The organism is Chryseobacterium sp. FR048 (assembly GCF_056844665.1).
In genome coordinates, this window is sequence record NZ_JBXDSE010000006.1 from 366,199 (window position 1) to 387,765 (window position 21,567).

General features: G+C 37.0%; 24 protein-coding genes. 12 read left to right on the forward strand and 12 right to left on the reverse strand.

The window, feature by feature from the left end; all coding sequences use genetic code 11:
• Window positions 1-57 precede the first annotated feature (57 nt).
• Entirely contained in the window at window positions 58-1,233 is a 1,176-nt protein-coding gene (locus AC106K_RS18455) for a Pycsar system effector family protein (protein WP_047098895.1), read from the reverse strand.
• A gap of 26 nt (window positions 1,234-1,259) precedes the next feature.
• Here AC106K_RS18455 and AC106K_RS18460 point away from each other — a divergent pair, with 26 nt between their 5' ends.
• From AC106K_RS18460 to AC106K_RS18470, 3 genes are all read left to right on the forward strand, one after another.
• Complete coding sequence (locus AC106K_RS18460) at window positions 1,260-1,463, forward strand: hypothetical protein (RefSeq protein ID WP_482446908.1); 204 nt, start codon at window positions 1,260-1,262, stop codon at window positions 1,461-1,463.
• A 33-nt stretch (window positions 1,464-1,496) separates the two neighbouring features.
• Window positions 1,497-4,976, forward strand: a complete 3,480-nt coding sequence (locus AC106K_RS18465) for a metallophosphoesterase (RefSeq protein ID WP_482446978.1) — start codon at window positions 1,497-1,499, stop codon at window positions 4,974-4,976.
• A 332-nt stretch (window positions 4,977-5,308) separates the two neighbouring features.
• Complete coding sequence (locus tag AC106K_RS18470; RefSeq protein ID WP_482446909.1) at window positions 5,309-6,028, forward strand: hypothetical protein; 720 nt, start codon at window positions 5,309-5,311, stop codon at window positions 6,026-6,028.
• A gap of 75 nt (window positions 6,029-6,103) precedes the next feature.
• Here the strand turns inward: AC106K_RS18470 and AC106K_RS18475 are convergent, their stop codons facing one another.
• From AC106K_RS18475 to ruvX, 6 genes are all read right to left on the reverse strand, one after another.
• Window positions 6,104-6,919, reverse strand: coding sequence for a hypothetical protein (locus AC106K_RS18475; protein ID WP_482446910.1), 816 nt, complete (start codon window positions 6,917-6,919; stop codon window positions 6,104-6,106).
• Window positions 6,920-6,956: 37 nt separating this feature from the next.
• Window positions 6,957-7,829 (reverse strand): hypothetical protein, encoded by an 873-nt coding sequence (locus AC106K_RS18480; protein ID WP_482446912.1) that lies wholly within the window; start codon window positions 7,827-7,829, stop codon window positions 6,957-6,959.
• A gap of 53 nt (window positions 7,830-7,882) precedes the next feature.
• Window positions 7,883-8,650: a nucleoside triphosphate pyrophosphohydrolase gene (mazG, locus tag AC106K_RS18485; RefSeq protein ID WP_482446913.1), complete on the reverse strand. Its 768-nt coding sequence runs from the start codon at window positions 8,648-8,650 to the stop codon at window positions 7,883-7,885.
• Between the two features lie 356 nt (window positions 8,651-9,006).
• Window positions 9,007-9,564, reverse strand: a complete 558-nt coding sequence (locus AC106K_RS18490) for a DUF5606 family protein (RefSeq protein ID WP_482446915.1) — start codon at window positions 9,562-9,564, stop codon at window positions 9,007-9,009.
• Between the two features lie 75 nt (window positions 9,565-9,639).
• A complete protein-coding gene (gene def, locus AC106K_RS18495) occupies window positions 9,640-10,212 on the reverse strand; it encodes a peptide deformylase (protein WP_482446916.1) in 573 nt (190 codons plus the stop codon).
• Window positions 10,209-10,625: a Holliday junction resolvase RuvX gene (gene ruvX / locus AC106K_RS18500; protein WP_482446918.1), complete on the reverse strand. Its 417-nt coding sequence runs from the start codon at window positions 10,623-10,625 to the stop codon at window positions 10,209-10,211. Before ruvX ends, def begins: the two co-directional genes overlap by 4 nt.
• A gap of 115 nt (window positions 10,626-10,740) precedes the next feature.
• Here ruvX and AC106K_RS18505 point away from each other — a divergent pair, with 115 nt between their 5' ends.
• Window positions 10,741-11,217, forward strand: coding sequence for a histidine phosphatase family protein (locus AC106K_RS18505; protein WP_047098886.1), 477 nt, complete (start codon window positions 10,741-10,743; stop codon window positions 11,215-11,217).
• Window positions 11,198-12,088: a Zn-dependent protease gene (locus AC106K_RS18510; RefSeq protein WP_482446919.1), complete on the forward strand. Its 891-nt coding sequence runs from the start codon at window positions 11,198-11,200 to the stop codon at window positions 12,086-12,088. The genes AC106K_RS18505 and AC106K_RS18510 overlap by 20 nt, the downstream gene beginning before the upstream one ends.
• 276 nt (window positions 12,089-12,364) lie before the next feature.
• Here the strand turns inward: AC106K_RS18510 and AC106K_RS18515 are convergent, their stop codons facing one another.
• Window positions 12,365-13,909 (reverse strand): serine hydrolase, encoded by a 1,545-nt coding sequence (locus AC106K_RS18515; RefSeq protein WP_482446920.1) that lies wholly within the window; start codon window positions 13,907-13,909, stop codon window positions 12,365-12,367.
• A gap of 202 nt (window positions 13,910-14,111) precedes the next feature.
• Between AC106K_RS18515 and AC106K_RS18520 the strand changes: the two genes are divergently transcribed.
• The 6 genes from AC106K_RS18520 (at window position 14,112) to AC106K_RS18545 (ending at window position 17,453) form a co-directional block, all read left to right on the forward strand.
• A complete protein-coding gene (locus tag AC106K_RS18520) occupies window positions 14,112-14,468 on the forward strand; it encodes a hypothetical protein (RefSeq protein WP_185290902.1) in 357 nt (118 codons plus the stop codon).
• 47 nt (window positions 14,469-14,515) lie between these two features.
• The gene (locus AC106K_RS18525; protein ID WP_482446921.1) at window positions 14,516-14,965 is read left to right on the forward strand and encodes a hypothetical protein; all 450 of its coding nucleotides are present in this window, start codon (window positions 14,516-14,518) and stop codon (window positions 14,963-14,965) included.
• The gene (locus AC106K_RS18530) at window positions 14,965-15,462 is read left to right on the forward strand and encodes a metallophosphoesterase family protein (protein WP_047098882.1); all 498 of its coding nucleotides are present in this window, start codon (window positions 14,965-14,967) and stop codon (window positions 15,460-15,462) included. The genes AC106K_RS18525 and AC106K_RS18530 overlap by 1 nt, the downstream gene beginning before the upstream one ends.
• A gap of 103 nt (window positions 15,463-15,565) precedes the next feature.
• On the forward strand, window positions 15,566-16,060 hold the full coding sequence (locus tag AC106K_RS18535) for a Smr/MutS family protein (RefSeq protein ID WP_482446922.1): 495 nt from the start codon (window positions 15,566-15,568) through the stop codon (window positions 16,058-16,060).
• Window positions 16,061-16,078: 18 nt separating this feature from the next.
• The gene (locus AC106K_RS18540; RefSeq protein WP_482446923.1) at window positions 16,079-16,795 is read left to right on the forward strand and encodes a DUF3822 family protein; all 717 of its coding nucleotides are present in this window, start codon (window positions 16,079-16,081) and stop codon (window positions 16,793-16,795) included.
• Window positions 16,796-16,880: 85 nt separating this feature from the next.
• On the forward strand, window positions 16,881-17,453 hold the full coding sequence (locus AC106K_RS18545) for an RsmD family RNA methyltransferase (protein WP_482446924.1): 573 nt from the start codon (window positions 16,881-16,883) through the stop codon (window positions 17,451-17,453).
• Here AC106K_RS18545 and AC106K_RS18550 read toward each other — a convergent pair.
• Window positions 17,450-17,797, reverse strand: coding sequence for a winged helix-turn-helix transcriptional regulator (locus AC106K_RS18550; protein WP_482446925.1), 348 nt, complete (start codon window positions 17,795-17,797; stop codon window positions 17,450-17,452). The two genes, AC106K_RS18545 and AC106K_RS18550, sit on opposite strands and share 4 nt — an antisense overlap.
• Before the next feature lie 84 nt (window positions 17,798-17,881).
• Between AC106K_RS18550 and AC106K_RS18555 the strand changes: the two genes are divergently transcribed.
• A complete protein-coding gene (locus AC106K_RS18555) occupies window positions 17,882-18,481 on the forward strand; it encodes an NAD(P)H-dependent oxidoreductase (RefSeq protein ID WP_482446926.1) in 600 nt (199 codons plus the stop codon).
• 60 nt (window positions 18,482-18,541) lie between these two features.
• Here AC106K_RS18555 and murI read toward each other — a convergent pair whose 3' ends face one another.
• From murI to AC106K_RS18570, 3 genes are all read right to left on the reverse strand, one after another.
• The gene (murI, locus tag AC106K_RS18560) at window positions 18,542-19,372 is read right to left on the reverse strand and encodes a glutamate racemase (protein ID WP_482446927.1); all 831 of its coding nucleotides are present in this window, start codon (window positions 19,370-19,372) and stop codon (window positions 18,542-18,544) included.
• A 61-nt stretch (window positions 19,373-19,433) separates the two neighbouring features.
• Window positions 19,434-20,558 (reverse strand): radical SAM family heme chaperone HemW, encoded by a 1,125-nt coding sequence (gene hemW / locus AC106K_RS18565; RefSeq protein ID WP_482446928.1) that lies wholly within the window; start codon window positions 20,556-20,558, stop codon window positions 19,434-19,436.
• Between the two features lie 50 nt (window positions 20,559-20,608).
• The gene (locus tag AC106K_RS18570; RefSeq protein ID WP_047098874.1) at window positions 20,609-21,559 is read right to left on the reverse strand and encodes a PorP/SprF family type IX secretion system membrane protein; all 951 of its coding nucleotides are present in this window, start codon (window positions 21,557-21,559) and stop codon (window positions 20,609-20,611) included.
• Between the last annotated feature and the right edge of the window lie 8 nt (window positions 21,560-21,567).

Sequence of the window (21,567 nt, forward strand, 5' to 3'; positions counted from 1 at the left end):
AATAAATCAGCCGGACAATATTTCTTTGTTCGGCTGATTTATTTTATGTTATTTTATTTAAAGACTCAGAAAAGCAAATCCAAAAGACAGCACAGAAATAATAATCCCGGCCATAAAGATCTTATAAGTAATGGATAAAAGCTTATACTTCCGGTCAAGAACTTTTCCCAGATAATACAGGTCCTTCACCATAGAATCATAAATATAGTCTCTGTCCTTGATCAGGTCTTTCATCGCATTATGATAATCTTCAAACTGCATTTGCTGGAAGTTTCCAAAGAACAGCAGGTTCACCTTCCGGTTGATAATATCCTGAGATGAAAATGTCGTTTTGGTTACATTCGGCTTCGTAGAAAGGATCGCAAATATAATCGTCAGTACACTCGACAATAACAAGATAAAACTAGGAAGAATCAGATGCGAGTTTTTCGGAGCATCCAGTTTGGGTACCAATACGGAAAGACAAACAGAAATAATAATGGCGTTTACAGACAGCAGGATATTGGCTTTACTGTCGGCAATATCACTCAGTCTCGTATGATTATTTAAGGTAACTCTGAATAAGGTATCGACACTTCTGTCTGACTTTTCTTTCTCCTTTTTGCCTTCCGGACTATCCTTTTTGTTCTCTTTTTTATCCTCCTCTTTTTCCAGCTTCTTTTCGATTTTTTTAATATTCTTCTTTTTTAAAGGCTCCCAGTTTTCTTTGGCATAATCCGTATAAAAGGTATGCTTGTTTTTCAGCATATCCAGGTTTCCGGCGTTCCATTCATCATTAGAGAAGCATCTTACATTGGTAAGCTCCCATTCTTTTCTGAGAGCATCGGAAATATCATTATAATCATGACCTGCAAAATGACTGAAATCTGCATCTTTTACAATCTTCTCCAGCAAATTCTGAGGTTCATAATGAATCTTTGTCGCTAAGATCAGTTTTTCAACATCCGCAATATAATCTTCAGGATAATTTTCCTGGTGCAGAAAAGCTTTCATGATCTCAACGCTTCTCTCCTCATGATTCTGAGCACATTCTATGTAGCCCGTATCATGAAACCATAATGCCACGAGTACTTTTTCCTGATCGTCTTCCGAAACAGGAGTATTCCTCATAATTTCCTCTGCCTTATTGACAGTGTAGGCGGTATGAATAAAATTATGATAAAAATATACTGAAGATAACTTATCTTTGAATAAGATTTCAACATAATTTTTAGCTTTGTGTAGAATGCTCATTCCTGAATTTTTGTTAATGTAAATTTATGAATTTATCCTTTAAAAATCATCTAAAAAATACTTCTGTTGCTCTGAGGACAATAATGTCTGCCGGAGTCCTTTACTCCTGCGCTACATATAACGTACAAAAAGGCAAAAACTTATTTGAAGTAAAAAATTCTGACATAAAATCTGAAAATGATTTTAAACTTTTTCTGATCGGAGATGCCGGAAATGCAGATGAACCCTAGGCCCAAAAGACCTTAAATTTACTGAAATCCAAGCTGGATTCCGCAGACAGCAATTCGATGCTGATCTTTCTGGGGGATAATATCTATCCCAACGGCATGCCTAAGGAAAAGGAGAAAGGCTATGCTTCCGCCAAACAAAAACTGGAAGCCCAACTCGATATTACCAAAAACTTCAAAGGAAAAACATTGGTAATACCGGGAAATCACGACTGGTACAGCGGACTGGAAGGTCTTAATACGCAGGAAGGAGTAGTCAAAAAATATTTTGATGATAAGAAAGCTTTTCTGCCTAAAAACGGTTGCCCTATCGATGATATAAACATCACCAAGAATATCAAGCTGATCGCCATTGATACAGAATGGGTCATTACCAACTGGGATAATCACCCGGGCATTAATAAAAACTGTAATATCAAAACCCGTGAAGACTTCTTCACAGAGTTCAAAGACCTCATCATTAAAAATCAGGGCAAAAGAATTATTGTGGCCCTCCACCACCCTATTATCAGTAGTGGTACCCATGCCGGATTTACCTCTGCAAAATCCCATCTTTTCCCTTTCAACAGCAAAGTTCCCATTCCTGTTATCGCCAGTTTTCTGAATGTACTGAGAAGTTCTTCAGGAGCAAGCCCTGCGGATCTCAATAACCAGCATTACGCAGATCTGGCCAACAGACTGAAAAGTATTGTGCAGGATAAGGAAAATATTATTTTCGTTTCCGGACATGATCATAATTTACAATATCATGAGGATGGAAATTTAAGGCAGATCATCAGCGGCGCCGGATCTAAAGTGGATCCGTCTACCATTGTTGAAAAAACAGATTTCTCTTATGGTGGCAGCGGTTTTGCCGTTTTAAATATCAGAAAAGACCAAAGTACCGATATAGAATATTTTTCTACAAAAGAGGCACAGCTTCAAAAGCTGACGCATATCTCGGTCATTTCAAAACCGGATGTGTTTGTGAATAATTTTCCCAACACCTTTCCATCTACATTCTCTTCCACCATTTACCCGGTACAGCTTACCCAAAAAGGTAATTTTTACCGATGGTTATGGGGAGACCATTACCGAAAGTATTACGGAATTCCTATTGAAGCTCCTACAGCCAACCTTTCAGAGCTGAATGGCGGATATGTTCCTTTCAGAGAAGGAGGAGGAAACCAGTCCAACAGTTTACGATTAAAATCAACGGACGGGCAGGAGTTTGTAATGCGTGGAGTGAAAAAAAGTGCCATCCGTTTTCTGAACAATATGGCTTTCCAGAAAAGTACATTAGGTGAGGAACTGGCAGATACTTTTCCTGAAAAATTCCTGTTAGATTTTTACACCACCAATCACCCTTTCACTCCGTTTACGATTGGAAATATGTCTGATAAACTGAATATTCTCCACAGTAATCCGAAATTATACTACATTCCAAAACAACAGGCCTTAGGAAAGTATAATGAAAACTACGGTGATGAAATGTATATGATTGAAGAGCGTTTTTCTTCCGATCCGAAAACATTGGCCTATCTGGACAATGCAAAAGATATTCTTTCTACTGATGATGTCTTAAAAAACATCAATAAGAGTACTAAATATTCTGTTGACAAAGATTCTTACATCAGAGCCAGGCTATTCGATATGCTGATCGGCGACTGGGACAGACACTCTGATCAATGGAAATGGGCAGAATATGAAGCAGGAGATAAAATCATTTATAAACCGATTCCGAAAGACAGGGATCAGGCCTTCAGCAAATATGATGGTGCAGCGTTTAAGCTTATTATGAATGTTCCTGCTATCCGCCATATGAAAACCTTTACGGAAGATATAAGCAGTGTAAAATGGCTGGCTATGGAGCCTTATCCTATGGATCTGGTATTTTTAAAAGGTTCTACTCAGGAGGAATGGGAAACGCAGGCAAAATATATCCAGGAACATCTGACGGATACTGATATTGATGATGCATTCCATAATCTTCCGAAAGAAGTACAGGACGAAACCATTGACGACATCCAAAGGAAGTTGAAAATACGGAAAACGAAACTACAGGGATATGCCGCTCAGTATTATGATGTATTGCAGAAAAAAGTTCCTTTGGCAGGAACGGTAAATCCTGATAAATTCGTCATCACAAAAAATGACCATTCTGTACTGGTACAGCAATATAAACTGGGGAAGAATAAGGACAAAAATGAACTGGTTTTTGAAAAAACCTATCATGATTCCAAAACGAAAGAACTCTGGATCTATGGACTGGAAGATGATGATATTTATGATGTAGTGGGTACAGGAAGTCCTAAAATGACCATCAGATTGATCGGTGGATATAATCATGACACCTACAATGTAGCCGATGGAAGAAAGGTAAAGATCTACGACTTCAAATCTCAGAAAAACACGTATAACGCTGGTAATGCAACCAAAAATATTACCGATGATTACGACATTAACTCGTACAATTATAAGCATCCGAAATACAACGCTTTTGCCGGCTATCCCAATATCGATTATAACCCCGATGATGGGGTAATCATTGGTGCGCTTGCCAATTATACGGTGAATAATTTCATCCGTGATCCATTCACACAAAGGCATAGCCTGAAAGCCAATTTCTATACCGCAACAGCAGGATTCAGCTTAGAATATAAAGGTATTTTCAAAAAGGCCATTTCCGGCTGGGATCTCAACCTGGATGCATTCTATACCACGCCAAGGTTCTCTCAGAACTTCTTTGGTCTGTCTAATGATAGTCCCTATGACAAAGAAAATACGGAAAGAGAATACAACAGAGCACGAATTTCTAAATTCAGCTTTGCCCCGTCTATTGCTACAAAAAGCTGGATGAATCTCAGCCATCAGATTCAACTGACTTTTGAAGACAACAAAGTACAGAGAAAAGATGGCCGTTTCATCAATCAGTCACCGGATGTAAGACCTGATGTATTCAACAGCCAGCAGTTTGTGGGTGCTAATTATACATTTGGTTATAAAAATGCAGATAATGCTGCCTTTCCTACTCTTGGGCTGGAGTTTATGCTGAATGCTAACTGGAAGGCTACCCTTTCGGATTTCAACAGAAATTTCCTGACCCTGAACGGTAAATTGGCCATTGATCACAGAATTGATAAAAAAGGAAATTTCGTATTTGCCAATTCCAGCAATGCCATGTGGATCAACAATAATCATTTCGAGTTTTATCAGGCCGCTGCTATTGGGGGCAACAATGGGATGCGGGCCTTCAGGAATGAAAGATTCTCCGGAAGATCATACTTTATCAATAACTCGGAAATACGATGGGATTTCGGAAGAATAAGAAACAATATTGTACCGGCCAACCTGGGAATTCTTATCGGCTATGACATTGGCCGTGTATGGAATGACAATGAATATTCCAAAAAATGGCATCAGTCTGTAGGAGCAGGAGTATGGCTCAGCATTGTAGAGATGATGTCTGCAAGGCTGAACTATTTCTATGGGGCAGATGGAGGAAGAATCTCTGCGGGAGTAGGCATGAAATTCTAAATACCCCATTGAAAAAAAACAATAATAACTCTAATTTTTAAATTAAGAATTATTCACAAAATCTTACATACAACCTGTTAATAAACAGATTTTTAAAATACAAAAACAGTAGACTATTAAAAAAAAATAAATTAATTTAAATTTAATAATTCCACTTTTTGGTTTATATTTTTCATCAATAAAACAAATATGGCTTTTGTTTAAAGGCCATATTTTCTTAGCTATCATTCATCTTTATAAAATGTCGAATATGTTTGTCAATTTCCTAAAAAATAGACATTTAAAAAACATTTTATATTTGTTTCAACAAACAAAACAAAATCAACAATTCGATGAAAAAAAAGCTGTTATATATGGCATTATTTGTCATATCTATAAGTCTAAATGCTCAAGTAGGGATCAAAACTCCAACTCCTCAAAATACACTTCATGTGAATGGCTCTCTTCAGGTAGTAAAAGATATTAATGTAGGCGGAGACGCTCAGACCAAAGGGAACTCAGGGAATAAAGGTGAATTTTTAATGTCAAACGGAACCGGAAATGCCCCGGTCTGGAAAAGCATTGAATCTGAAAACTTCTTAAAAGTGATCTATGTGGGAAACAAAAATAATATCAGCCCGGCCAGCGGAAGCTACACCGGCACTCACAACACCCCGGTAAATACCCATGAGAATTACTCACAAACCTATATTTTTAATGTAAGCAACAAAATTGATACGGCTTATTTAACCTATAACTCTTCTACAGGACTTTTTACCGTAGTAAAGCCCGGATTTTATAATATTGTTCCGTATGTTACCTATGATCTGAATTTGAATCCCAACGGACAAACCGCAGGAACCGCAAACTCTTATATCCAAAGAGTTTCTCCTACGCTCACTACCCTCGCCGGGATCTCTACAGGGCACGGAGAGCGTACAACGGGGCTCAATCATAATCTGTCATCGATCAATTTCTTTAATGCGGGAGATACATTCAGGATACGTTGCCGCTATACACAGGATTTCAGACTGTCAAGCGGTAATATTCATATCTCTTATCTTACCCCTTAATAAAAAATACTGTAATCATTTTCATTTCTACTCTATTATTAAAGAAATCCACAGATATTCTCTGTGGATTTTGATTTATTCAATTTTCTTAAGTGGAAAATATAACAGCACCTGGCCATTGGAATCGTAGTTGTAAGTCCATTCGCTATTGGCATAGCCCGGTGGATAAGTCATATTACCATTTGCCGGAGTTGGCAGATACTGACTGGTTGTTTTTTTGGCTCTGAAATTATTTGCAGATAAACCTTTTTCATAAAAATCTTCATTGACCAGATACAATTTTCTGAAAGGGTTTTTAGCAGTATCATAGTCAGAATAAATAGTTGTGGTTACTTTATTATCGACACCTCCGGTTTTCTCCAACGTTTCACTCTTAATAAGATTTTTCTGATTATTGAAGTAGTAGAATGTATAAAGTTCCCAGCCTCCTCTTTTTTCGTAAGTCGTTATCTTATCCTGTTCATAAGTATAGCTTTTTGATCTTTCCAGATAAGACGGATACCCAGGATAATTCTGATACTGCTCAAACTTTATCGGCCTGTTATGATCCATTAGATAAGTCACCGTTTTATAGCCTGCAACTCCTTCAGCCTCCAAATAATCTATCTGTACTTTATTTTGAGTATAGGTAAGTTGTGTAAGTACATTAGCATTAAAATATCCTATCCCTGAATAGGAAGGATAATACCTGCCCAATATATTTTTTAAGCGTCCGTTTTCATAAGTAAACTGGTAATATAGTTCGGGGCTTTTTAAAGGAAAGCGCTGGTCCATCTCAAAAACATATCCTCTATCCAGTTCCGGATCTGTCTGAGTATTCTCTACTGAGTCATCATTTGTACTGCACGAAAATAAACTTAGGGTCAATACAATATAAAATAATTTTTTCATAGTCATTTAATCGACCGCGAAAATAAACATTTAATGCTTAAAAGGAAAAAGTATACACATTTCCACCTTCATTTTTAGCTTTCTCGTCAGCAATCATTAAGGTCTTGTCATCATGAAAAACAATGGCTTCTTTTTGTGAATTATGATTTAAAGGAATTTTTTGAATTTTAGCAGTGCTGAAATCATTGGCTGTAAAACCTGTAAGAACATGAATGTTTTTATGGGTAAGCAGAACGATTTTATCTTTTGTACTGTTGATCGTAGCTGAAGTAATAGCAGCATCATTATAGCCTCCCTGAAGCTGTAACTTCCCAATCAGCTTCGCTTCAAAATCCCCTTCCTTATTAGGCACCTGAAATACCAGGAAAGTTCCGTCAAAACCTTTGCTTCTGTTCTTTGTAAAAAGGTAAAAGTTCCCGTTCATTTCTACAAATGCCTCACAGTCGTATAATAAGTTGGATTTTTTAGGAGGAAAATCGGTCTGTCCCTGATAATGGAATTTTGTGGTCTGAATAATTTTTGTTGTCGTCTGGTTAACATCCTTCAGATCTGTTTTCAAAATAGCAAGATCCTTACGGTCATTATCATTATTCCCGAAATCTCCAATGTAGATATTCCCCTTCGCATCTGATATAATGTCTTCCCAATCCGTATTTTCGCTATTTTCAACCGGAATTTTAGCCACCATCTGCCCATCTTCCTTAAGTCCATAGACCGCATTTTTGTTGCCTCTGTCTTCTATTACCCAGATGGTTTTCTTATCCTTAGACAAAGTAATTCCTGAAACTTCTTTCAGCTTTTTAGGGAGAGCAAACTCTATCTTCAATTCATCATTTTTAACTGGTGAATTCTGTGCTTTTGGATTGCAGCTCAACAAAAACAATGCAGGTAATATAAGAAAGCGTAACATATTGATTTATTTTTTTAACTGAACATAAGAAGCATTAATCATTCCAGAAAATATTACTGAAGCTGTTTGGCCTTTTCCCAAAGAGCATCCATCTCTTCCAGAGACATGTCAGCGAGCTTCAATTCCTGCTCTTCAGCAAGTTCTTCCATTTTTTGAAATCTTGAAATAAATTTCAGATTGGTTCTTTCTAAAGCAGAATCAGGATTGATTCCGGAAATACGAGCATAGTTGATCAGTGAGAAAAACACATCGCCCAGTTCCTGTTCTTTTTTATCCAGGTCTGTCTCTGCATGAAACTCCTGAATTTCTTCATCCACTTTTTTCCAGGCATCTTCTGCATCATGAAATTCAAAACCGATACCTTTTACTTTATCCTGAATCCGGTAAGCCTTTACCAGGCTGGGCAGGCTTTTGGGAACTCCCCCTAAGATCGATTTATTCCCTTCTTTTAATTTCAGCTTTTCCCAGTTCTGTTTTACTTCTTCTTCATCTTTTACCTCCGTATCTCCATAAATATGCGGGTGACGGAAAATAAGCTTTTCATTGAGAGAATTGATAACATCTGCAATATCGAAGCTGCCTTCCTCTGATCCGATTTTTGAATAAAAAACCAAATGAAGCAGCACATCTCCCAGTTCCTTCTTTATTTCCTGCAGATCTTCCTGCAAAATAGCATCAGAAAGCTCATAGGTCTCCTCAAGGGTAAGATGGCGAAGGGACTGTAAAGTCTGTTTCTGATCCCATGGACATTTCTCACGCAAATCATCCATAATATCCAATAATCTTCCGAAAGCTTCTAGCTTCTCCTGTTTCGTATTCATAAGTAATAGAGAATTCAATCTTATACAAATGTAAGGGTTATTTTGCGTCTGTGGTAGTGGTGAGGAGTGAAAGTTTTGGAGGGCGGGATTAGGTTTGATGTTTAATGTTTAATGTTTAATGATAAATCACTGTTGAGAAAATATCAACAAGGATCTGTATCAACTTTAAACCTGATAGGTTTTTATAAAAACGCCCAACTCCGAATTTATCATCCTTTCTCTTGCTCCTGATTCTTGTCTATTATCTATTGATCTATCATCTTTTGTCTATTAGGAAAACTCAATCTTCGCACCAAAAAAAAATCCCTGTCAAGAAAAATCTCAACAGGGATCTGTATTTTCAATTCAGGAATGAATTATCCTTTTTTAGTATGTGTGCTTTTAGGAGCTGCTTTTGCCGCTGAAGTCGCTTTTACTTTTGGTGCAGCAGGCTTTTCAGCTTTAGGAGCTGCTTTTTTAGCTTCTTTCTCGATGCTTACTTCTTCTGCAGGCTCACCTTCCAAAGTTTCAGGCTCTGCTTTCACAAAGCTTTCCGGAGTGATGTATCCAGCCTTCTGAAGGATGTTATACCATTGTGCCAATTTCTTGATGTCAGAAGCATATACTCTTTCTGTATCATAGTTTGGAAGTGAAGTCAACATGAAATCTTTAAGATCTGCATCAGAAGATTTGTGAGAAATGGTTTCCTTATAATCGGAGTTTTTAGCAATATTTTCAAAAACTTCGAACAAAGGAACTTCTTTATCAAATGTAAACATAGCGATATTATCCAATAAGCTTACCTGGCTTGAGTTTCCGATGCTTACTTTCTTTTTGTTGGTTACATCTTCAATGATGAATCCGTTTCTTAATTGAGAAACTAATTTGTAAAGTCCTGGTTTTCCAGAAATTGAAATTATTTTTTCTAACAGCATAATTTTATTTTTTGTAAATTCTGCAATCAGCACTAGCTTTTTGCCTTTTATTATTTCTTTTTATCCTTGTTTATATTATTTGGGAAATCTCATTTTGTAACCGATGCTCACGTCACCCTGAGAGATTTTTGTAAGTTTTCCTTTTACCAGCTTTTTCTTCAAAGCACTCAGATGGTCGGTAAACAGAACCCCCTCAATGTGGTCGTATTCATGCTGAATTACGCGGGCCCTAATATCGGAAAAAGTTTCTGTATGTTTCACAAAATTTTCGTCATAATATTCAATCACGATAGTGCCCTTTCTTTTCACATCTTCTCTTACATCCGGAATAGACAGACAACCTTCGTTGAATTTCCACTCTTCACCGGATTCTTCAAGAATTCTGGCATTGATGAATACTTTTTTGAACTCTGCCAGCTCATCTTTAATATCCTCATAATCCTCATCTTCTGCAAGAGGAGTCACATCTATTACAAACAGACGAATATCCAGACCAATCTGCGGCGCCGCCAGACCAATGCCGTTTGCGCTGTACATTGTTTCAAACATATTGCCTATCAGTTCCTGTAGTTCAGGATAGTCTTTGTCTATATCTTTTCCTACTTTTCTCAAAACAGGATCCCCAAAAGCTCTTATCGGTAGTATCATCTTAATCTTTGTTCTAAAAAATTCTGCAATATAATAGTTGCACTTACTTTATCTATTAATCCTTTTTCCTGTCTCTTTTTCTTATTTTTCCCACTTTGGGAGATAAAAAATGAGGCCATTTTGGAAGTAAATCTTTCATCAAAACGATGGACTGCAATATCCGAAAATTCTTTTTTAAATTCTTCAATGAATTTCAAAATATCAGTTTCCACTTCTGAAATATTTCCTTTCAAATCTGTGGGAAGCCCAATCACTACTTCATCCACCTTATTTTCGCTAAAATATTTTTTCAAAAATTCTATTAAAAAACGGGTCTCAACAGTCTCCAGCGCACTGGCTATAATCTGCATATCATCCGTCACAGCGATGCCACAACGGGCTTTTCCGTAGTCTATTGCAAGGATTTGTCCCATAAGTCTGCAAATTTAGTAAAATTTACTGATTTTATTCATAACGCAGTTTTTTTATATAAATCATGTTTTATTCCATTATTTTTTTTATAATTTTAATCTTCCAAAAAACAGATATATGAAGAGACTCATCCTCGTAAGACATGCAAAAAGCGACTGGCCGGAAGAAACGGACGACTTTGACAGACCCTTGGCAGACAAAGGTTTGGAGGATGCTATGAACATGTCCAGATTCTTAAAAAACAATAATATTTCCATCGATCATTTCGTATCGAGCCCGGCAGTACGTGCCCTGAATACCTGTAAAATTTTTAATCAGGCCTATCAGCTGAACTGTTCTACGGATCAAAAACTGTATAATCCGTCGGAAAGAAGTTTTGAATCTGTAATCTATGACCTGGATGACAATCTGAGTTCGGTTGCTTTCTTCTCACACAATAATGGAATCTCCAATTTTGCCAATTCTATTTCTGAAGATATTTTTCATTTCCCAACCTGCGGAGTCGCCGGTTTTGAAGTAGACTGCGAATCCTGGTCTGAATTTGACGGTGCCAAAAAGAAACTCCTATTCTTTTATGAGCCGGGGAAAATATAATTTTGGACCTTTATTTTTTTGCTTCACAATTTTCATATTTCTTTTTTCATGCCAGAAGAAAGAGAAAACTTATTTTGAAACCATTGCCTTAAATGACATCAAACTGTCCTCTCCCAAACCTGGAAGCTGGCGGTATAATCATGATGAACATTTCCAGACGTTTGAAGATTTTCAAAAAACAAAAAAGATAACACCTGCACCCGGAAAAAATACGATCTACCTGCAGCCCATCGGACAGTTTGATGAGCTTCAGAAAAAAGAAATAGCCCTTACAAAAGAATATTTAAAAATATATTTCCAGCTGGAAACAAAAATACTTCCTACTCTACCCAATAGTATTTTTCCTAAAAACGTAAAAAGAATTTTTAAAGATGGACAGGAGCAGATTCTGGCGAGCTATGTATTGGACAGTATTTTAATCAAACGAAAACCTCAGGATGCAGTAGCTCTGATGGGAATCACAGAAAGAGATCTTTTTCCCAGACCTGACTGGAACTATGTATTCGGACTTGCTTCCTACGAAAATGGTGTGGGAGTAAGCTCAATATACAGGTTTGCTGACGGGCATCTGACAACGTCTAATTTTAACGAGAGCCTTCTAAGATTGATGAAGATCAGTTCTCATGAAATCGGACATATGTTTGGAATTACCCATTGTCTGAATGCCAACTGCGTCATGAACGGAACCAATAGCCTCACGGAAACGGATTATCATGTTGCAAGAGCCTGCTCACTCTGCCAGCAAAAACTGAATGCAAACATTCACTATGACAATAGAAAACGTCTGCTTGAATTAAAAAACTTCTTTGAAAAACAACACCTGAATACTGAATTTTCTTTATCACAACAAGATCTAAATCTTCTCAAGTAAACCCTTTATCTTTTACATACCATACATTCCCCTCCTCCGGAGGGGTGGCAAAAAATTTATTTTTTGACGGGGTGGTTAATTGCGTATATAAAAAGAACGAGCCTAAGCCCCTTCCTATTGAATTATATTATAAAAAATATCATTACTCATAAAATCTGCGTTATCAGATAAATCTACGAGAAAACAATTGTGTTAGAAACAAAAAAACGAGCCTAAGCCCGTTCATGTTGAATATATTTTACGATTTCGCCTTTTTACCTTTTAGCCTTTTCGCTCTTACTTCCTCTTCAAATCCAGATCATCAAAATCAAAACTGAAATCCGTCACATCAGAAATTGCTTTCAGTCTTGCTGATTGTGCTCTCCCTGTTTCATCATAATCAAAAATCATATAAGCGTCTGCATCATAACTTCTGTCGTCCCATTTTATAATGAAAGAATTGTTGGAGTACGGAAGAAGTTCTCCTTTTAGTCTTGGAGAATTTTTACAGGTAATTCTGTAAGTATTTCCTTGCTGGGCAATCTCTACATCTCCGAACCAGACATCATTGTAAGTTCCGGTAAACTGATCTGCTTTGGGTTGAAGTGATTTTTCTTTTTTAAATGCTTCTGATTTGGCAAAAGCCTCTTTCTTTTGTTTATTATATTCAGCTTCTACTTTAGACATTCTATCTCCATATGTTTTCAGCCAGTTTCTGTCTGCCACTCCAAGATAAGAATCTTTCACCGTATTGGTAATGGTATTGAATGCTGCTCCGGACTGCTGATTCGTCAATACAACGATTCCCAGTTTAAGATCAGGGATCAGGGTAAACTGGGTAACAGTTCCGATCAGACCTCCTGTATGCTGTACTTGTTTGTGCCCTTTAACGTCACTTAAAAACCAGCCTAAGCCATATCCATAAAAACTGGTATCATATGGATTTTTTGCGGCTACTCTATCAGGAATCTGTAAACTCCAAAGCTGCTGTACATTTTTATCTGACACTAATTTTTTACCATCCTTAGTCGTGAAGTTATTCAATAAACATTCTGCCCAGGTCGTCATGTCTTTAACATTACTCATGATTCCGCCTGCTGCATTACCCGTTTCGTTCCAATCGTGAGGAACAGCAATGGCTTTTCCATCTACAGGAGCGTGAGCATCAATTTTATTAGTTGCTGCTTTTGCTCTGTTGTAGCTTCCAAAGCTGGAAGTCATTCCCACAGGTTTCATAATTCTCTGTTCGATAAACTCGGCCCAGCTCAATCCGGAAATTCTGTGAATCACTTCTCCTGCTACAATGAACATGATGTTGTTATAATCCAGTTTTGTTCTGAAAGGGTTTTCCGGTTTCAGGTATCTTACATTGTGTATAATATCGTTCACCGTTAGGCTTCCTCCTTCCGGAAAAAACATCAGATCTCCCTGTCCGAGACCTAATCCTGCTCTATGTGTAATCAGATCTTTCACCGTCACATTTTGGGAAACATAAGGATCATACATCTGAAATTCAGGGATATATTTTGAAACTTTATCATCCCAGTTCAATTTTCCTTCATCAGCTAAAATGGCTAATGCCACACATGTAAAACCTTTAGAATTGGAAGCAATCCCTACCAATGTATTGTCATCCATAGGCTGCTTCGTGGTAAGAGAACGAACTCCAAAGCCTTTGGAATAGGTTACTTTACCATCTTTTACAATTCCTACCGACATTCCCGGAACATCAAAGGTCTTCAGCGTATTTTGGATCAGTTCGTCCAGCTTTTTTTCTTCAACCTGTGCATTCGCCAATCCTACGGTCAAAAGAAAAATGAAAAAAGAAAGTTTCTGTTTCATTGTTTTTTTTAATTTTCCCAAATTTAGTAAATATGATGCTAACTTTGCAGCGTTAAAATTTTTGTTATTCCCATTAATCAGCCATCATCCTATGAGAAAATTCGTCTGTACCTTTTTTGTCTCTTTTTTTGCCGTTTGTCGTATTAAAAGTCAGGATAGGACTTCCGATCCACAGCTTCTTCAAACATGGAATCTGAAAAGTATGGATACTTATATTTATACTTATGAAAATCAAAAAGCTTTTGAGAAAAAAAGACAGGGGCTCAGGTTTCAGAAAAGCGGAAAAATTACTGGAAATCTGGAAAGTTCTCCTTACAGATACAATACACAGGAAGATATTATCCCTAAAAATATAAGATTTGATCTTTATATAGGAACATGGAAAAAAGCATCTGACACCACAGTCACCCTTTTATTTCCCTCCAATGCCAATATGAATGGTACTTTTGTCATTTCAAAGCTTACAGAACATGAACTGAAACTGAGAAAGGTTTTTGATGCAGCAACAGAAAAGAAACTAGACTCTATACGCAGGACAAAAGATATTTCTTATCAATAACAGAGCGTGGACAATTTTTTATATTTGCAGTCTTAAAACTATTAAAAATGGCAGTCAAAAGATTATTAACGTTCTTCATCGTAATGATAAGCTGTAATGTATACTTTTCTCAGGAAGTCACCATCAAAGACGATAAAGTTTTGCTGGATGGAAAACAGATCCTGAAAGCAGAAAAGATCAATGTAGCTCAATATTCATTTTTCTCGATGAAAGATGATGAGGAAGTTCTTCTTTACCGATATATGGATAATGAAACACCAAGATATGTAAATGATGATTATTTTATCCTGAATTTCCTGACTGAGAAAACAAAAGTGGAATCTACGGATATGACTAAAATCTCCAACTTCATGAATTCTAAAAAAGGTATGGAAAAACTGATAAAATGGCTGCTGAAGGAAAGAGTAATCAATCATGACGGAGAACTGAATGCTGACCGTGTAGCGGTTTTTAAAGATAAATACCACGAAAATATTACAGAAAGAACCCTTAGATAATGACAAAGATCCTACTCCTTTCCGATTCCCATTCTTATATTGATGACCGAATCTTAGAATATGCTTCTCAGGCGGATGAAGTATGGCATTGCGGAGATTTCGGAAGTCTGGAGGTGATTGAGCAGCTTGAAAAAATAAAGCCTCTGAAGGGAGTGTACGGAAATATTGACAATGCTAAAATTCAGGCTGAGTTTCCGGAAGTCAATCGTTTCTTTTGTGAAAAACTGGAGGTACTGATGATCCATATCGGTGGCTATCCCGGAAAATATACTCCCTTAACTAAAAAGGAAATTGCAGAAAAGGCTCCGAAGTTATTTATTTCCGGCCATTCACATATTTTAAAAGCCATGTATGATGAAAAAAACAACCTGCTGCATCTGAATCCCGGTGCCTGCGGAAAACAGGGCTGGCACAAGGTGAGAACAATGATGCGCTTTGTAGTGGATGGTGAGGAGATCAAAGATCTGGAAGTGATTGAACTGGGACCGCGAGTGTAGTGAGTGAGAGGGTTTGAGGGTTTGAGAATAAAGGAGTTTGCCTTCTATACATTTTACTTTTTACCTTTGCACAAATAATGGGTTCAGACAATTCTAAAAAAATATGAAGATCGGCGATAAGGTTTCGGTAGTAGATGAAGATTTAAGCGGGGTAATTACTTCCGTGAAGGGAAATATTGTGGTTTTCAAAGATGAATATGGTTTTACCCACCAATATCCAAAAGAAAAGTTAGTCCCCAAAAATGCTGATCTGTACGAAAATATAAAAGTGGTAAGAAAGGCAGAACCCAGGAAGATTATTTCTAAAAAACATCAGAAAAGCCATTTGGTTTTAGACCTGCATTTTCATAACTTGGTAAAGAATCCCAGTGACTATGACAGCTTTGAAAGATTGTTTATCCAAAAGGAAAAACTCATAGAAGTGATTGAGTTTTGCAGAAAGAATAATCTCAAGAGACTGGAAATCGTTCACGGCATTGGTGACGGAACTTTGCAAAGGATGGTTCGGGATGTATTGGAAAGCCTCGTGAATGTTGATTTTTATAATAAGGAAATACTTCACCATCAATCAGGTGCGGTAATGGTAGAATTTCACTAAATTTGCAGGAATTGAAATATGAACGTACTTAATTTACTTTTTACCAAAGACGGATTGATTTACCAGATTGTGAAAAACAAAAGCATTCTGGAAGAAAAGTCTTATTTCGTTACAGAAGAGACTCCAGCCAATCTTATTGAAGAAAAACTTGATGAAGTTCTTATCAAACAGCGTTTTGATGAAATTCAGGTAATTTCAGCATTGAATCATTTTACTCTGATGCCTGAAGGTTTTTCCCAGCATGAAGTAGGCTTTGATCTGATTGCCTTCAATGCGCCTGCTGATAGAGAAAAAGAAGAGTTGATGCTTTCTATCAACAAAAAATACGGACTTCAGTTTTATTACACCTTCCCGAAGAATTATTATAAAAAAATAAAGGAGCTGGCAGTACCGGTTCATTTCAATTTTTCCGGTGAAAGGTTTCTGAGCGCTATCCAAAATAAAAACAATAAGGAGATCCACATCAATCTTTACCACAATCAGTGCGAGTTTTTCGCCATTGACAATAAAAAGATCATTCTTTACAACAACCTGGATGTAAACTCAGAAGTTGATTTCCTTTATTTCGTAATGTTTACTTTAAGCAAAATAGGATTTGGCATCAATGAAACCAGCTTCTACGCTTACGGTGAAACTACAGAGAACGAAACGTTTATTTCCGAGCTTCAGAAATTTGTCAAAAACCTGAAAATCGTGTTTGACAATATTCCTAATAAGAATTTTATACTTAACTAGGTTGCAGGCCGCAGGGATTAGGGATTAGTTCCCAGACACAGTCACCTGCTACCTATAATCTACCACCTAAACCCTAACAAAAAACATGTTCAGAATAATATCAGGCAAATGGAAAGCCAAAAAAATTGCCGCTCCCAAAAACTTTGAAGTCAGACCTACCACTGATTTCGCCAAAGAAGCTCTATTCAGTATTCTGGAAAACAAATATGATATGCAGTCTATTGCTGTCCTTGATCTGTTTGCCGGAATTGGCTCTATTACCCTGGAATTCGCTTCCAGAGGTTGCCAGAATATCACTTCTGTAGAGATGAATCCGAAACATACCGCTTTTATCAACTCTACCGCATCGGAACTTGATATGGCTCTGCAAATCAACGTGCAGAGAGGAGATGTTTTCGACTGGCTGAAAAAGTTCAGAAATAAAAAAGATTTTGAGATTGTTTTCTCGGATGCTCCTTTTGAAATGGAAGAGAAAAAATACTACGAGCTGATCTCTCTGGTTCTGAACAATAAATATTTAAAAGAAAACGGAGTTCTGATCGTAGAGCACCAAAGCCGTATGAAGCTTGAACATCCTAATCTGATCGATACCAGAAAATACGGAAACGTAAGTTTCAGTTTTTTTGAACCTAATAAAGAAGATAATCAGGAACTTTAATTCCTGATTATTTTTTTTGATTTTTCCGGGGCTGTTTTCCCCCAATTTGTAATTACTTCTAATACCGGAAGCAGGGTTTTCCCAAACTCAGTCAATTCGTATTCCACCACCAAAGGAGGTTTCTCTGTAAAAACTTTTCGGTCCACAATCCCATCATCTTCCAGTTGTTTAAGCTGTAAACTTAAAGTTCTTTCCGTAATGGTAGGAATCGATTTTCTTATTTCATTATATCTTTTGGCCCCTTCAATCAGGTGATATAAAATCACAGCCTTCCATTTTCCTCCTATAAACCGCATTGTCACGCTGGTACAGCAAGGGTATTTTTTATTATCAATCGTATACATTTTTATACTATCCTTTTTAACCGTTATTGCAAAGTTATTAAACTTAAATTAATTTTGTAACTATAAAAATGATAGTATAAAATTATGAACTTTTTAACCCAAATGAAAAACAGGTATACTGTGAAAAAGTATAACCCGGCAGCAAAAATCAGTGAAGAGCAAATTTCAGAATTAAAAGAAATTTTAAACCTTAGCCCTTCTTCCATCAACAGCCAGCCATGGAACTTTATTTTTGTCCATGATCAGGAGCTTAAAAAACAATTGGCAGAAGTTTCATTCATCAACAAAGAAAAAGTATTGGACTGCAGCCACCTGATCATCTTCCAGGTGCTGAAAAATACGGAAGATTTTGAGCAACAAATTGAAGAGCATCTTCCTGAAGGGAATGTAAATTACTACAAAACCAGAGTAAAAACTAAAGGTGAAGAAGCGGTAAAATCATGGTTGGGCCATCAGGTTTATTTATCATTAGGAGTGCTGCTTTCTGCATGTGCTTCAATGGGAATCGATTCTACTCCAATGGAAGGTATAGAGCCGGATCTGTACGATGGTATCCTTAACAATGAAAGATATGAAACCCTTTTTGCCGTAGCAATTGGCGAAAAGGATGAAGCAGATACCAATCAGCCAAAATTCAATCCGAAAACAAGGCTGAAAGTGGAAAAAGTAATTGTAGAAGCATAATTTTTAAACCGTTTCCTATGGAAAAAAGAAAAGCTGTTTCATCTGAAACAGCTTTTTGTGTTATAAAACTTTCAATTCCAAATCGATCGTTTTACCAAAGAACTTCTTGGAGATTTTCTCAAAATTCTTGGTAAGATCCGAAAGGTAGAAGTGATAATTCGGTTTTGGATTATGTTCGTTCAGAAGATTATACTTATCCAGAATAATCTTCAGATGATTGGCAACAATATTAGGGGAATCGATGACACGAACTCTGTTTCCATAATACTGTTTGATCTCATCAATCAGAAGAGGATAATGGGTACAGCCCAAAATCAGCGTTTCAATATTCTTCAGCTTACTATTGCTCAGATAATTGTAAATAATTGCATGGGTAATAGGATGATTCTTGAATCCTTCCTCAATCGCAGGAACCAGTAGCGGAGTCGCCAATTCGTCCACTTTAATCCATTTGTTATGCTTTCTGATACTTTTTTTGTACAATCCTGAATTCACGGTTGCTTTGGTAGCAATCACTCCTACATTGTTATGTATTTCGTAAGATACTTTTTCAGCAACGGGATTGATCACATCTATTACAGGAACTTTACCTCCTACAGACTGCATGACTTCATTCAACGCATTGGCTGTTGCCGTATTACAGGCAATGACAATCGCTTTACAGTTCTGCTCCAGCAGAAAATTGGTAATCTTAGTAGAATATTCAATAATGGCTTCCTTGGATTTTTCACCATAAGGAAGGTGCTTCGTATCTCCGAAATAAATAAGATCTTCGTTAGGAAGAAGTCTCTTGATTTCTTTGGCAACGGTAAGTCCTCCTACCCCGCTATCGAAAATACCAATAGGCTGACTGGGTGAAAGGTGTGAATAATCTTGTTTCTTTGTTTTCAAATGAAGTGAAATTTTATACAAAAATAGTGAATTTTATGCACCATTGTATGATATGCAACGTCTAAACAATAAACAAATCCGAAGCAATTCCGTCTGCCATGAACCAATGTTTCTCAGGGATCTTTAAATGTTCATTTTCAATGATTAAAATTCCCTCTTCTATTTTAGGTTTAATTTCCGACTGAAAATGTTCTAAAAACCGATCATTAAACTTGTTTTTCAGACTTGTAAGATCTACGCCCCAAATGGTCCGAAGCCCAATCATAATCATTTCATTGAACTGATCTTCTTGGGAAAGGATTTCTTCTTCTTTCGCCAGAAGTTTGTCATTCAGTTTTTTGATGTACTGCTGGTTGTTGGCTATATTCCAGCTTCTCACATCGAATCCGTTATAAGAATGTGCTGAAGGTCCTATTCCAAGGTATTCATGGTATTTCCAATAGGCAGAATTGTGGCGGGAGTAAAAGCCTGGTTTAGCAAAGTTTGAGACTTCGTAATGTTCAAAGCCATTGTCCTTCAAAAAGTCTGACAGGTAATAGAATTCTCTGTTCTGTTCTTCTTCTTTCGGGCTTTTTACCTTCCCTTTTGAGATCCAGTTTTCCAGAGCGGTTTTAGGTTCTACGGTCAGAGCATAGGACGAAATATGAGGAACTTCCAATGCGATTGTTTTATTCAGGTTTTCTTTCCATATCTCAAGATTGGAGGTAGGAGAACCGTAAATTAAATCAATACTCAGGTTCTCAAATCCGAAATCCTGGGCACGTTTGATAGAACCTTCTGCCTCAGACGCCGTGTGGGCACGGTTCATCAGTTTTAAATCTTCTTCAAAAAAGCTTTGTGTCCCAATAGAAAGTCTGTTCACAGGTGTTCCGTCCAGCTGCTTCAAAAAGTTTTTATCCAAATCATCCGGATTGGCTTCCAGAGTAATCTCAATATCTTTTTCAAAACTGAAATATCTTAAAACTTCGTCTATTAAAGAATTGATCTCGCCCACCGAAAGAATTGAAGGCGTTCCCCCTCCGAAGTAGAGTGATTTCAAAGCTTTATTCTGTAATTCATCTTTCCGCAACATGATTTCAGTTTTCATGGCACGCAGCATTTCATCCTTAAAATTCAGAGATGTTGAAAAATGGAAATTGCAGTAACTGCACTTTTGTTTACAGAAAGGAATGTGAATATATATCATAAAAAAAGCTCTGAAAAAATCAGAGCTCAAATTTATTTAAATTAAATTGATTAATATCTAAATCCTCTAACATTAATAAAGTTATCGAAGTTATAACCAAGACCGATCATGAAGCTGTTTCCTCCATAAGTCTGAATATCAGAGATTCCAAGGTTATAAGTAGCTCCGATCATAAATTTGTTGAATCTTACTTTTACAATTGGAGAAATACTCAGGTTCTGGTTATCGAATCTGTTCTGAACGGTTCTGTAACTTACCCCGAAAGAGAATGCGTTAATATCATTAGAGAATGTTGCCATAAGGTTCCAGTCGATCATTCTCGTTGAGTTTGTATTCAGGTTGATCAAAGCAGAAGGTGCTAAAGTAATATTATCAGCAATATTCCAGTTGTACCCTAAGTTTAAGAAGAATTTAATTGGTGAAGGCTCGTAGTTGTTTACGATAGATGCATCGTTACTTAATGCAATATCATTCACGGAAACACCCCCGAATAAACCTCTGTAGGTAGCAGCCAAACCGAAGTTGGCATACACCATAAAGATGTTACTTTCTTCTCCTCTCAAAAGTGGATCACCTCCTTCTTCAGTATTGATTTTTGAATAGTCAAAATTCATGTTATAAAAGTTAACACTTGTACCGAAAGAGAACTGGTCTTTTCTGTCTCCTTCACTGCTTAAAGGAATAAAGTAAGAAGCACCAGCTGTAATACCTCCGGCAGAAATAGGCCCATTGCTGTCTCTGAATACAGAAATACCGGCACCTACTCTATCAAAAATATTCGCATTCATCCCGATTGACTGTACATTCGGAGAATTGCTGAATTTGGAAAATTGTTGTTGATAATTGGCGTTGAGCTGTACGTAATCTGTTTTTCCGTATTGAGCTGGGTTGAACAGGAACTCACCATCCAAAAGATATTGCTGATAGTATGGTAGTGATTCTTGTGCTTTGTATGCATTTGACAAAAGAGCTAAACATACGATAGCATATAGTTTTCTCATAACAAATC

Excerpts from the sequence above, each read along its gene's own strand:
- AC106K_RS18455 (WP_047098895.1), bottom strand. The coding sequence starts at position 1,233 with ATGAGCATTCTACACAAAGCTAAAAATTATGTTGAAATCTTATTCAAA.
- AC106K_RS18460 (WP_482446908.1), top strand. The coding sequence starts at position 1,260 with ATGAATTTATCCTTTAAAAATCATCTAAAAAATACTTCTGTTGCTCTG.
- AC106K_RS18470 (WP_482446909.1), top strand. The coding sequence starts at position 5,309 with ATGAAAAAAAAGCTGTTATATATGGCATTATTTGTCATATCTATAAGT.
- AC106K_RS18475 (WP_482446910.1), bottom strand. The coding sequence starts at position 6,919 with ATGAAAAAATTATTTTATATTGTATTGACCCTAAGTTTATTTTCGTGC.
- AC106K_RS18480 (WP_482446912.1), bottom strand. The coding sequence starts at position 7,829 with ATGTTACGCTTTCTTATATTACCTGCATTGTTTTTGTTGAGCTGCAAT.
- mazG (WP_482446913.1), bottom strand. The coding sequence starts at position 8,650 with ATGAATACGAAACAGGAGAAGCTAGAAGCTTTCGGAAGATTATTGGAT.
- AC106K_RS18490 (WP_482446915.1), bottom strand. The coding sequence starts at position 9,564 with ATGCTGTTAGAAAAAATAATTTCAATTTCTGGAAAACCAGGACTTTAC.
- def (WP_482446916.1), bottom strand. The coding sequence starts at position 10,212 with ATGATACTACCGATAAGAGCTTTTGGGGATCCTGTTTTGAGAAAAGTA.
- ruvX (WP_482446918.1), bottom strand. The coding sequence starts at position 10,625 with ATGGGACAAATCCTTGCAATAGACTACGGAAAAGCCCGTTGTGGCATC.
- AC106K_RS18505 (WP_047098886.1), top strand. The coding sequence starts at position 10,741 with ATGAAGAGACTCATCCTCGTAAGACATGCAAAAAGCGACTGGCCGGAA.
- AC106K_RS18510 (WP_482446919.1), top strand. The coding sequence starts at position 11,198 with ATGAGCCGGGGAAAATATAATTTTGGACCTTTATTTTTTTGCTTCACA.
- AC106K_RS18515 (WP_482446920.1), bottom strand. The coding sequence starts at position 13,909 with ATGAAACAGAAACTTTCTTTTTTCATTTTTCTTTTGACCGTAGGATTG.
- AC106K_RS18520 (WP_185290902.1), top strand. The coding sequence starts at position 14,112 with ATGGATACTTATATTTATACTTATGAAAATCAAAAAGCTTTTGAGAAA.
- AC106K_RS18525 (WP_482446921.1), top strand. The coding sequence starts at position 14,516 with ATGGCAGTCAAAAGATTATTAACGTTCTTCATCGTAATGATAAGCTGT.
- AC106K_RS18530 (WP_047098882.1), top strand. The coding sequence starts at position 14,965 with ATGACAAAGATCCTACTCCTTTCCGATTCCCATTCTTATATTGATGAC.
- AC106K_RS18535 (WP_482446922.1), top strand. The coding sequence starts at position 15,566 with ATGAAGATCGGCGATAAGGTTTCGGTAGTAGATGAAGATTTAAGCGGG.
- AC106K_RS18540 (WP_482446923.1), top strand. The coding sequence starts at position 16,079 with ATGAACGTACTTAATTTACTTTTTACCAAAGACGGATTGATTTACCAG.
- AC106K_RS18545 (WP_482446924.1), top strand. The coding sequence starts at position 16,881 with ATGTTCAGAATAATATCAGGCAAATGGAAAGCCAAAAAAATTGCCGCT.
- AC106K_RS18550 (WP_482446925.1), bottom strand. The coding sequence starts at position 17,797 with ATGTATACGATTGATAATAAAAAATACCCTTGCTGTACCAGCGTGACA.
- AC106K_RS18555 (WP_482446926.1), top strand. The coding sequence starts at position 17,882 with ATGAACTTTTTAACCCAAATGAAAAACAGGTATACTGTGAAAAAGTAT.
- hemW (WP_482446928.1), bottom strand. The coding sequence starts at position 20,558 with ATGATATATATTCACATTCCTTTCTGTAAACAAAAGTGCAGTTACTGC.
- AC106K_RS18570 (WP_047098874.1), bottom strand. The coding sequence starts at position 21,559 with ATGAGAAAACTATATGCTATCGTATGTTTAGCTCTTTTGTCAAATGCA.